The organism is Photobacterium lucens, from assembly GCF_009873615.1.
In the GTDB taxonomy this organism is placed as follows: Bacteria; Pseudomonadota; Gammaproteobacteria; order Enterobacterales; family Vibrionaceae; genus Photobacterium; species Photobacterium lucens.
This window is the reverse complement of sequence record NZ_SSMG01000083.1, coordinates 25,887-37,646: the sequence shown is the minus strand read 5'-3', so window position 1 is coordinate 37,646 and position 11,760 is coordinate 25,887. Positions and strand designations below refer to the sequence as shown.

Sequence of the window (11,760 nt, the reverse complement as noted above, 5' to 3'; positions counted from 1 at the left end):
CAAAACGCCCTTTATTGGGCGTTTTGTGTATTTGGCAATAAAGCCTTATTATCATCTACCTATCTCTATTATTTTTTTCTTAGGTATCTCCATGACCCCAGATCGTTTTCAACGTATCCATGAAGTATTGGCAACACGTCAGCCCGATCTGACGGTATGTATGGAAGAAGTTCATAAGCCAAATAATGTCTCTGCTATCATCCGTACCGCTGATGCGGTTGGTGTTCACAAAGTCCATGCGGTGTGGCCTAAAGAAGGCATGCGTGTACTAAGCCACACCTCAGCAGGTGCTCGAAACTGGGTTGAATTAGACACTCACGATTCGATGGTGGAAGCTGTTCAAACGTTAAAAGTTCAAGGCATGCAAGTACTTGCAACCAACCTGTCAGATACTGCGATTGATTTTCGTGACGTGGATTACACCAAGCCGACAGCGATCATTTTAGGTGGCGAGAAAAACGGGATCACTGCCGAAGCACTTTCAATGGCAGATCAAGATATCATTATCCCAATGGTTGGCATGGTACAGTCATTAAATGTATCGGTAGCAAGCGCACTGATTTTGTATGAAGCACAACGCCAACGCCAAAATGCAGGCATGTATGAGCGTGAGAAAACCTTACTGCCTGATGATGTCGTCAACCGTATTTTGTTTGAACGAGGCCACCCTGTGCTCGCAAAAGTTGCGAAGCAAAAAGGCTTACCATATCCACAATTAGATGATGACGGTCAGATTGTGGCAGATGAAACATGGTGGGCTGCAATGCAAGCGAAAAAGGTGAAAACACGCCAACTTGTAACAGATAAGGACGAGTAATGAGTGGACAACTCCTCAATACCATATCGCTAGGTGAACTCTCTGGCGTTGGAGCAAAAATGGCAGAAAAGCTGGAAAAGATTGGGCTTAACAACGTCCAAGATTTGCTGTTTCACTTGCCACTGCGCTATGAGGATCGCACTCGTATTTGGCCAATTAACCGTGCCATGCCGGGGCAACATCTCACCGTTCAAGGTGAAGTCCACCATACCAGTATTACTTTCGGTAAGCGAAAAATGCTGGCGGTAAAAATCGGTGATGGTACTGGCTCGGTAACCCTGCGCTTTTTTAACTTCAATGCGGCGATGAAAAATAGCTTCGCTGAAGGTAAACAAGTTAAAGCCTATGGCGAAATTAAAGGCAGTAAATTCGGTCTTGAAATCATTCATCCTGATTACCGTATTTTCTCAGAGCCAACCGAGCTCAGCGTTGAAGAAACCTTAACGCCAGTGTATCCAACCACTGATGGCTTACGCCAACTAACGCTGCGTAACTTAACCGACCAAGCGCTTAACTTGCTTGATAAAGCCGCTGTCACTGAGCTACTGCCTGAAGGTTTATACGATCGTCAAATGACACTTGCTCAAGCGCTGCGTTTAATGCATCGCCCTACGCCTGATATTTCTCTCGATCAACTTGATGCCGGTAAACACCCAGCCCAGCATCGTTTGATTTTAGAAGAGCTGCTAGCACAAAATTTATCAATGCTGGCACTGCGCAGCAAAGGGCAACAACACAACGCTTGGCCGCTTGCCGCGAAAGATACCTTAAAGCAACAACTACTCGATAGTCTGCCTTTCTCACCAACAGGTGCTCAGCAACGTGTGGTGGCAGATATTGAAACCGATCTTACCAAAGCCCAGCCTATGATGCGTTTAGTGCAAGGTGATGTGGGCTCAGGTAAAACCTTGGTCGCCGCACTTGCAGCGCTACGTGCTATTGAGCATGGCTATCAAGTGGCATTAATGGCACCTACTGAATTGCTGGCAGAGCAACATGCGATCAACTTTACCAATTGGCTTAATCCAATGGGGATCCAAGTAGGCTGGCTGGCTGGTAAGCTTAAAGGTAAAGCCCGTGAAACCGAGCTAACTCGTATTGCTAGCGGCGAAGTGAAAATGGTGGTCGGCACTCATGCGCTGTTTCAAGATCACGTAAAGTTCGACAACTTAGCTTTAGTCATCATTGATGAACAACACCGCTTTGGTGTCCATCAACGTTTAGAGCTTCGTGAAAAAGGCGCAAATGACGGGCGCTATCCACACCAACTGGTAATGACGGCAACACCGATCCCTCGCACATTAGCTATGACAGCTTATGCTGATATGGACACCTCAATCATTGATGAATTACCACCAGGACGAACGCCGATCCAAACCGTGGCGTTGCCTGATGCCCGTCGTGCGGAAATCATTGAGCGTATTCGTTCAGCTTGTCTTAACGAAGGTCGCCAAGCTTATTGGGTCTGTACGTTAATTGATGAGTCAGAAGTGTTAGAAGCGCAAGCCGCTTCTGATACCGCTAATGAACTGACAGGCTTGCTACCTGAGCTGAAAATTGGCTTAGTACACGGGCGAATGAAGGCGCAAGAAAAGCAAGCTGTGATGGTAAGCTTTAAAGCCGGTGAGCTTGATTTACTGGTCGCCACAACGGTAATTGAAGTGGGCGTTGACGTGCCCAATGCTAGCTTGATGGTAATTGAAAACCCTGAGCGTTTAGGTTTAGCACAGCTGCACCAGCTTCGTGGGCGTGTTGGTCGAGGCAAAGTGGCTAGTCACTGTGTCCTGCTTTATCACGCACCGCTATCGAAAACTGCACAAAAGCGTTTAGGCGTACTACGTGAAAGTAGCGATGGTTTTGTGATTGCCCAACGTGACTTAGAAATTCGTGGCCCCGGTGAGTTACTTGGTACTAAACAAACCGGTATTGCTGAATTTAAAGTTGCCGATCTTATCCGCGACCAATACTTAATTCCCCAAGTACAAAAACTGGCGCGTTATATTCACGATAACTACCCTGATAACGCCAAAGCGATCATTGACCGCTGGCTAGGTCAGCGAGAAAACTACTCCAACGCCTAATTACCGCTACAAAAAAAGCCCACAGCGAGCAACTCACTGTGGGCTTTTCTATTCTATGCTGTGCAGGTTTACAGCTTCAGCTTATGTAGCGGTAAGGTCACTTCAACACGTAACCCACCTTCACTACGGTTACGAACTAAAATCACCCCATCATGTTGATCCACAATTCGCTTCACAATCGCTAAACCTAAACCTGTTCCTTCCGCTTCACTGCCTCGGGCTGAATCTCCGCGAGTTAACGGCTGGAACATTTTCGTCACCTGATCAGGCGCAATACCCGGACCATCATCTTCGACACAGAACCATGCGGATTTGCGATCTACCGATGCACCGCTTGAGATCTTCACCCAGCCATTACCATAGCGTTGTGCGTTCACCACAAGGTTTGCAACAGCACGTTTTAGCGCAACAGCATTGGCTGATACCGTACCAGGGATCTCACCTAATTGTTGCTCTATGTTTTTGCTGTATCCACCTTCAGTATGCGCAACATCAAGCAGTAAGGTATTGAGATCTAACTCTTCTTCTTCCTGCTTCTTGGTCGACTTTAGATAATCCATAAACTGACTGATGATCGCATTACACTCTTCAGTATCAGTGATCATCGACTCAGCTAAATAGCTATCTTCAGGTGACATCATCTCTGTTGCTAAGCGAATACGGGTTAATGGCGTTCGTAAATCATGACTAACACCTGCCATTAACAATGCGCGATCTTCTTCTAGCTGCTTAATGCCTTGCGACATCTGATTAAATGCTTTCGTTACCGAGCGAATTTCCGATGCGCCTTGCTCCGGAAGTTGTGGTGGTGTTTCCCCACGGCCGACCATTAATGCAGCTTGCTCAAGCTCCATCAACGGGCGGTTTTGGAGCCGAATAAATAACCAACCGCCAGCAATCACAAGAAAGGCAATGATCAGGCTATAGCGAAATAGCGGGGCAAAGTCTTCTTCTTGTAATTCTGATAGCGGTACTCGCATTAAGAAGTTCGGCATTGCATCGGTTTTAAGCCACAAGACATAGCTGTCAGCACCGAGTAGCAAACGAACATCGGTTGGCGAACCAAGATCTTTGGTCATCTGCTCACTGAGATAACCAATATGCATCGCATCATCGAAAGGTTTGGCGGCTTCACTATTAGGAGCAATTAAGGTTAACCCTAACTCTTCTAATAATTTGCGACGTAGAGGACGGTCAAGATGAACACATTGATCATCAGGCATAGCCAATTCATCATTAAGCATCAACTTCACTTCATAAGATAAGATACGGTTGAATTGCTGGATGCTTGGCAATAAGGCGTAATTGACGATGGTCAGATACGAAAAAATCTGGCTTGCGATAAGCAAGCCAGCCAGAAGAATTAACGTTCGACCAAAGGTACTTTTTGGCGATAAACGCATGGCTTACGCCTCACGACCGTCAGGCACGAATACGTAACCTAAGCCCCACACTGTTTGAATGTAGCGAGGACGGCTTGGATCTTCTTCTACCATACGACGTAAACGTGAGATCTGTACGTCGATAGAACGTTCCATTGCAGAGTACTCACGACCACGCGCCATATTCATTAGCTTGTCACGAGACATTGGCTCACGGGCATTAGTAACCAGTGCTTTCAATACTGCAAACTCACCGGATGTCAGTGGCATTGGAACATCACCACGGAACATTTCACGGGTGCCTAAGTTTAGGCGGAACTCGCCAAACTCAATCATCTTACTATCAACACTCGGTGCGCCCGGTGCTTCAATGGTTTGACGACGTAATACAGCACGAATACGTGCTAGCAGCTCACGAGGATTAAATGGTTTTGGCAGATAATCATCTGCACCCACTTCAAGACCCACAATACGATCAACCTCATCGCCTTTTGCTGTTAGCATCAAAATAGGCAACATATTGTTCGCATTACGTAAGCGGCGACAAATTGATAAACCATCTTCACCTGGTAGCATTAAATCCAATACCATTAAGTGAAAAGTTTCGCGAGCTAATAAGCGATCCATTTGTTCGCCATTCGCTACACTTCGAACCTGAAATCCTTGCTCAGATAAATAACGTTCCAATAGTGCGCGTAAACGCATGTCATCATCAACAACCAGAACTTTGTAATTTTCTTGCATAATCCACCTTCAGCGGTCGAGGTCTTGAGCTTTGCCGTAGTGTACGTCAGCTCACTGAACAGACTCAGAATTTCCTGCGTTTTTTTCAGGCAAATATGTAACAGAGTATGTATATGCGCTTTATGCGCTAGATACGCGTTTGAGTCAATTAAGTAATCATAAAATCGCTAAAATGATGTGAAAACTAGGGTTGCATCATAGATAAATATCACCTAAAAGCCTCAAGTGCTTGTTACATCTTATTTTAATATCTTCATATATTGAAACCTACCGCGACAATTTATTATTGCGCTTATTGACCCATAAGGATAAGCGTTAGATCATCGCCCTATTTCTCATTCACGCCATGTTATAAGGATAGCCATGAGAACCAACCTAGTGACACGTGAAGGTTACAATAAATTAAAACAAGAGCTTGACTTCTTATGGCGTGAAGAACGCCCAGAAGTCACCAAGAAAGTCACATGGGCCGCAAGCCTAGGTGATAGATCAGAGAACGCTGATTACCAATACAATAAGAAACGCTTACGTGAAATCGACCGACGAGTGCGCTTTTTACGTAAACGTCTTGATGTATTAAAAGTGATTGATTACTCGCCGCAACAAGACGGCAAAGTGTTCTTTGGTGCATGGGTAGAAATTGAAAACGACGACGGCGATCAGAAAACATTTCGCATCGTTGGCCCTGACGAAATTTACGGTCGTAACGACTATATCTCGATTGATTCTCCAATGGCGCGTGCGCTGCTTAGTAAAGAAGTAGATGACGATATTGTCGTGACCACACCGCTTGGTAAAAAAGAATGGTTTATTAATGACATTCGCTACGACACCCATGCAGAGTAATTAACAATACCTCCTCGCATTTATAGAAGCTGCCAGCGATGCTCGCAGCTTCTTTCTTTTGTACTGTTTTTTCTGCTCACTGACACACTCTTAACACCTGCAAACTTGCTACCCTCACCGGGAGACGTAGAATGTAAGCTTAACGATAAACAAGAGATATCTACGGATGAGCAACTCTATCAATCAGCTGATTGCCAGCGAACTGAATGTTCGTAACGAACAAATCAATGCAGCAGTCACACTGCTCGATGATGGTAACACCGTGCCTTTTATTGCCCGTTACCGTAAAGAAGTTACAGGCGGATTGGATGACACCCAACTTCGTACTTTAGAATCACGCCTTGGTTACCTTCGTGAACTCGATGACCGTCGTCAAGTGATCCTAAAATCCATTACCGAACAAGGTAAAATGACCCCAGCGCTAGAAGCTGAAATCAAGAGCGCAGACAGCAAAACGCGCCTTGAAGATCTGTACTTGCCTTACAAGCCTAAGCGCCGCACTAAAGGTCAAATTGCCATTGAAGCCGGTATTGAACCACTGGCTGATCTGCTTTGGGGCCAACCAGATAACAATCCTGAGCAAGCTGCCGAACAATTCTTAAATCCAGAACAAGGCTTTGCAGATACCAAAGCGGTACTTGATGGCGCACGTGCCATTTTAATGGAACGCTTTGCTGAAGACGCTGCACTACTTGAGAAAATCCGTCGCCATTTAACGAGCCAAGCAGAGCTAACTTCTCGTGTGGTTGAAGGCAAAGAGCATGACGGCGCGAAATTTAAAGATTACTTTGAATACAACGAGCCACTAAAAAACATTCCATCGCACCGTGCCCTCGCACTGTTCCGTGGTCGTAACGAAGGCTTCTTACAATTAGCCCTTAATGCCGACCCAAGCCAAGAAGAAGGTGTGCGTGGCTCTTACTGTGAAGTCATTATCGCCGATCATTACGGTGTAAAACTGGGTACGGCTGCAGCCGATCTATGGCGCAAACAAGTCATTAGCTGGGCATGGCGTATTAAGATCTTAATGCACATGGAAACCGAGCTAATGAGTGCCCTGCGTGAGAAAGCCGAAGATGGCGCAATGCAGGTTTTCGCTGATAACTTAAAAGATCTGTTAATGGCAGCGCCAGCAGGTCCTCGCGTCACTCTTGCACTTGACCCAGGTTTACGTACGGGTAGTAAGATTGCTGTGGTTGACGAAACCGGTAAGTTACTTGATACCGCGACTATCTACCCACACCAACCACACAACAAAATTGCTGAATCAAGCAAAGTAGTTTTAGCCTTCATTGCGAAATACAACGTCAGCTTAATTGCGATTGGTAACGGCACTGCTTCACGTGAAACAGATGCGTTTGTCGCCAAACTACTTAAAGATAATAACCTTAAAGTACAAAGCGTCATGGTGAGCGAAGCGGGTGCTTCGGTATACTCAGCATCAGAGCTTGCGGCTAACGAGTTCCCTAACCTAGACGTATCTATTCGTGGTGCGGTATCTATCGGTCGTCGTCTCCAAGATCCACTAGCAGAGCTTGTGAAGATTGATCCAAAGTCTATCGGTGTGGGCCAGTACCAACACGATGTTAGCCAAAGCATGCTCGCTAAACGTCTAGATGCGGTAGTTGAAGACTGTGTAAACGCCGTAGGTGTGGATGTGAATACCGCATCAGCAGCCCTACTAACACGGGTCGCAGGTTTAAACGCAACCATTGCGCAGAACATCGTAAACTACCGTGATGAAAACGGTCGCTTTGATGCGCGTACCGCACTGAAAAAAGTGGCACGCTTAGGACCTAAAGCCTTTGAGCAGTGTGCTGGTTTCTTACGTATCATGAACGGTAAAAACCCACTTGATAGCTCTGCGGTTCACCCAGAATCTTATGCAGTGGTTAAAGCGATTTCAGCGGCAAACAACAAACCTGTTGATGCCATCATTGGTAACACGGATTTCCTACGTAGCCTGAAAGCGGCTGACTACACCGATGCAGATTTCGGTTTACCAACCGTGACCGACATCATTAGCGAGCTTGATAAGCCCGGTCGTGACCCTCGTCCTGAGTTTAAAACCGCGACCTTTGCTGAAGGCATTAATGAAGTCAAAGATCTGATCCCTGGCATGGTGCTAGAAGGTGTGATCACAAACGTAACGAACTTCGGCGCTTTCGTCGATGTCGGTGTTCACCAAGATGGCTTAGTTCATATTTCTGCGCTATCGGATAAGTTTGTTTCCGACCCACGTGAAGTGGTTAAAGCCGGTGATATTGTTAAAGTTAAAGTGATGGAAGTGGATTTACAGCGCAAGCGTATTGGTATGTCGATGCGTCTGTCTGATGAACCGGGTCAAGAAAAGCCAGCGCGTCAACCTCGTGATGATGCGCCACGCCCTGCTCGCCAATCACAACCAACACGTCAACGTGATAACGGTAATGCCGCTATGGGTGGTGCGTTTGCAGCAGCCTTTGCTAATGCTAATGCTAATGCTAATGCTAATGCTAATGCTAATGCTAAGAAAAAATAAGTAGAGACCTTATTTATAAACGAAAAAGCCAGACATGATGTCTGGCTTTGTTTTATCTGGCGGAAAATCAAATCACCTGCAAATATTCCGTCGGAGGGTTCGGCACACTAGCTTGAGCATACTTAAATGCGACGACACCTTTAATACGCTCGTTTTGATTAATTCTATCTAACTGCTCAAGCAGATCCCGTGGCAATTTAATGTGCATACTATAGCCAAGCGCACTGTCTTTATCGAGATAGTTACTAGCAGATAACACCTCAATAAAGCGGGCAATATCGTCTTGATAGCCCTTTAATATCTCATCTTCTTGCTGTTCGTAAGTGGGGTGCTCACTAGGATCCCAACTTGGCTTTTTAAGTTGCTTCTCTTCACTCGACAGCGGCTTTTCACCTGCGGCAGCACTGCTTTGGGTTAACGGCACAATTTTTTCTCGCACTCGGTTATCCCGCGCAACTTGATCTGTTGGCGGATTGACCGTGGTTGCTAATGGCACGCCACCAGCTTGTAGAGGAGAAATATTCATTATGCCTTTACATCATCAACGTAATCACTAAGTGGTTATAATTTAATCATAACGATAATTCGGCTGCTCCAACAGACTCTTTACAAATAAATTGCTGCACCACCGAAATAAATTCCTCAGGGTGAGAAATAAACGGCGCATGTGACGCAGACTGAAAAATATAGCTTGATGACTGTGGGCATAACTTGGTTATCACAGCCTCTGTTTTAACGGGCACTAACCCATCTAAACGCCCATACATACGAAGCCAAGATTGCGTCAGTTTTGACAACTCTTCACGCTGATCAATGGTTGCTAATAACCGTAACCCTAATGCTAACGCTTTAGGATCTGGCATTGGACGCTCTAGGACTGCCAGCTTTAAGTTCTTTATATCTTGGCGTGCTGTTGGGCTTCCCATCGCTTGCAACGCCAAGAAACGCTCAACCGTTAAGGTAAAATCAGACGCTAACTGAGATTGGAAGTTAATAAGAACATCTGGTTTGATCCCTCGCCACTCTTCTCGCGCCATAAAGCTCGGCGAGCTGGCTAAGGTTATTAATTGCGTTACACGCTCAGGTGCCATCAGCGCAGCTTGGGTTGCCACTAAACCACCGAGAGACCAACCTAACCACGTTGCTTGCAAAGGGGCTTGCGCTAATACCGCTTGAGTAATCTCAACCAATGACTCAGCACTTACCTCCCCACTGTTACCATAGCCCGGTAAGTCACACCAATGCACCGTGAAGTGCTCAGCTAAGGCTGGGATCACATCTTGCCATACCGCACCATTCATTCCCCAGCCATGAATGAGAACCAGATCCGAGCCTTGACCTTTACTGTGCCAATCAAGCATTACCGCCATTACACTTCCTTATTCGGTTTTTTGAGGTTTTGTTTATGATGCCAAAAAACATCACAGCTTGGCTATCTCGCACCAGTCGTAAACTGTTATTTCGCCACTGTAGCTTATGCCAGTTACCACTTGAGCCCAATGCTGACTATTGGTGCCAGCATTGCCTCAACCATTTCCCATCATCTCCATACTGTCATCGCTGCGGTACCAGCACGTTTAAAAATGTGGAGTACTGCGGTTTGTGTTTAGCCGAACCACCTCCTTGGCATCGACTTTACCGTCTAGGTGAATATCAACCGCCACTACAACAGCTCATTAGCCAATATAAATTCGGAAAAAAGTTTTGGCTGGCAAAACCATTAGCGCGGCAACTCGCTAAACAGATCGCAGAGCCTGCCCCGTTATTATTACCCGTTCCACTTCACCGCAGACGTTACTGGCAACGCGGTTTCAATCAAAGCCACTATCTTGCTCTCGTACTTGCCAAAGAGCTTGGCAGTGAGGTTAACCATCATGTACTAAAGCGACGCCGTCATACACCAGCACAAAAAGCGCTGACCAAACAGCAACGAAAAACCAATCTTGCAAATGCGTTTTCAATTCAAGATATCGCACTACCCGAGCATGTTGCGATTGTTGATGATGTAGTAACAACAGGCACAACCGTCAGCTTACTGACCCAATTACTGTTACGTAAAGGCGTCAAGAAAGTCGATATCATTGCCGTCTGCCACACAGAAAAGCCTATGTAGCCATCACTTATAACAAAAAAGTCGCGCATTCCTACGCAAAACGTGGTCAAATTAAAAATGCTAAGATTAAGGGATGATAGAACGTCTCTCTAAGAGTAGAATAGAGAAAACTTACTAAATAGGTCAGGTATTACGTCGTGTCAATGATCACTATTTCTGAAAGCGCTCAGCAGCACTTCGGCAAGCTTCTTGCCCAGCAGCCTGAGGGTACTAATATCCGTGTTTTTGTTGTAAACCCTGGCACACAAAGTGCTGAGTGTGGCGTGTCTTACTGCCCACCAGAAGCGGTTGAAGCAAGTGATACTGAAATCAAACTAGAGCTATTCTCTGCCTTTATTGATGAGCTAAGCCTGCCATTTCTAGAAGATGCAGAAATCGATTTTGTTACTGACAAAATGGGCTCTCAACTTACGCTTAAAGCACCTAATGCGAAAGTGCGTAAAGTGGCTGACGATGCACCACTAATGGAGCGCGTAGATTACGTGATCCAAACTCAAGTTAACCCACAACTTGCAGGTCACGGTGGTCACGTTTCACTGTCTGAAATCACTGAAGATGGTATTGCTATCTTACAATTCGGTGGCGGTTGTAACGGTTGTTCAATGGTAGATGTAACGCTAAAAGAAGGCATCGAGAAAGAACTACTAGCACAATTTGAAGGTGAGCTAACAGGTGTGCGTGATATTACCGACCACGCCCGTGGTGAGCACTCTTACTACTAATTCAACCCTGAATAGTAGACATCAAAAAGCCGCATCTTAGTGCGGCTTTTTAGTCTCTGCGAAGAAGCATGAGGATTTTACAATAAAGTTAACGTCACTTTTCTACGTCCCCAACGCTTAGCAGCGCGGATATCTTTTCCCATGTAAATATCAATCTTGTTGCGCCAACGGTGATGCATTTTATCTAACACCACATATTCGCCAGGTAAACCCGATATCTTTACTTTGCTTCCTCGTTTTAATCCTTTACGCAGTAAATCACGTGATACTGCGATCGCTTTCATCCCTGGTTTTAACCTATCTCCCCACGCAGCAATGCTAGGGTTTGAGTTTGTCTGTGCCCTAACAGAGTTATACGCTGTGGCTGTCACATGCATTTTTTTAGGTTTTGCAGCATAACTGCTCACGCTAAACATCAACGCAATAGTCAGTAAGAAATAAGCAAGAATATTCTTTTTCATATCCATCACCCGGCTAAAAAGTGCTCGCATTTTAACCAAAACAGATATCGATTTAACAGCATTTTTTGCTTAA

At 45.6% G+C, this 11,760-nt stretch carries 11 protein-coding genes; 6 read left to right on the top strand and 5 right to left on the bottom strand.

Features of this window, described 5'->3' with window-relative positions; genetic code table 11:
• The first annotated feature begins 91 nt into the window (after positions 1 to 91).
• Both trmH and recG read left to right on the top strand, forming a co-directional pair.
• Positions 92 to 817: a tRNA (guanosine(18)-2'-O)-methyltransferase TrmH gene (trmH, locus tag E5A76_RS04605; protein WP_161118231.1), complete on the top strand. Its 726-nt coding sequence runs from the start codon at positions 92 to 94 to the stop codon at positions 815 to 817.
• On the top strand, positions 817 to 2,898 hold the full coding sequence (recG, locus tag E5A76_RS04600) for an ATP-dependent DNA helicase RecG (protein WP_161118230.1): 2,082 nt from the start codon (positions 817 to 819) through the stop codon (positions 2,896 to 2,898). The genes trmH and recG overlap by 1 nt, the downstream gene beginning before the upstream one ends.
• A gap of 68 nt (positions 2,899 to 2,966) precedes the next feature.
• On the opposite strand, the gene envZ is transcribed toward recG, so the two are convergent.
• Both envZ and ompR read right to left on the bottom strand, forming a co-directional pair.
• A complete protein-coding gene (gene envZ / locus E5A76_RS04595) occupies positions 2,967 to 4,301 on the bottom strand; it encodes a two-component system sensor histidine kinase EnvZ (protein WP_161118229.1) in 1,335 nt (444 codons plus the stop codon).
• 3 nt (positions 4,302 to 4,304) lie between these two features.
• Entirely contained in the window at positions 4,305 to 5,024 is a 720-nt protein-coding gene (ompR, locus tag E5A76_RS04590; RefSeq protein ID WP_008988194.1) for an osmolarity response regulator transcription factor OmpR, read from the bottom strand.
• 363 nt (positions 5,025 to 5,387) lie between these two features.
• Here ompR and greB point away from each other — a divergent pair, with 363 nt between their 5' ends.
• Positions 5,388 to 5,870, top strand: a complete 483-nt coding sequence (gene greB / locus E5A76_RS04585; protein WP_023933863.1) for a transcription elongation factor GreB — start codon at positions 5,388 to 5,390, stop codon at positions 5,868 to 5,870.
• Between the two features lie 166 nt (positions 5,871 to 6,036).
• On the top strand, positions 6,037 to 8,391 hold the full coding sequence (locus E5A76_RS04580) for a Tex family protein (RefSeq protein ID WP_161118228.1): 2,355 nt from the start codon (positions 6,037 to 6,039) through the stop codon (positions 8,389 to 8,391).
• Between the two features lie 67 nt (positions 8,392 to 8,458).
• Here E5A76_RS04580 and E5A76_RS04575 read toward each other — a convergent pair whose 3' ends face one another.
• Positions 8,459 to 8,917: an ATP-dependent Lon protease gene (locus tag E5A76_RS04575; protein WP_161118227.1), complete on the bottom strand. Its 459-nt coding sequence runs from the start codon at positions 8,915 to 8,917 to the stop codon at positions 8,459 to 8,461.
• Between the two features lie 46 nt (positions 8,918 to 8,963).
• A complete protein-coding gene (gene bioH / locus E5A76_RS04570; protein WP_161118226.1) occupies positions 8,964 to 9,761 on the bottom strand; it encodes a pimeloyl-ACP methyl ester esterase BioH in 798 nt (265 codons plus the stop codon).
• A 35-nt stretch (positions 9,762 to 9,796) separates the two neighbouring features.
• Between bioH and E5A76_RS04565 the strand changes: the two genes are divergently transcribed.
• Positions 9,797 to 10,504 carry a ComF family protein gene (locus E5A76_RS04565; protein WP_161118225.1) on the top strand — a complete coding sequence of 236 codons (708 nt, stop codon included), beginning with the start codon at positions 9,797 to 9,799 and terminating at the stop codon, positions 10,502 to 10,504.
• A gap of 143 nt (positions 10,505 to 10,647) precedes the next feature.
• Positions 10,648 to 11,226: a Fe-S biogenesis protein NfuA gene (gene nfuA / locus E5A76_RS04560; RefSeq protein WP_053987436.1), complete on the top strand. Its 579-nt coding sequence runs from the start codon at positions 10,648 to 10,650 to the stop codon at positions 11,224 to 11,226.
• A gap of 77 nt (positions 11,227 to 11,303) precedes the next feature.
• Here the strand turns inward: nfuA and E5A76_RS04555 are convergent, their stop codons facing one another.
• Positions 11,304 to 11,687, bottom strand: coding sequence for a 3D domain-containing protein (locus E5A76_RS04555; protein WP_008988201.1), 384 nt, complete (start codon positions 11,685 to 11,687; stop codon positions 11,304 to 11,306).
• Between the last annotated feature and the right edge of the window lie 73 nt (positions 11,688 to 11,760).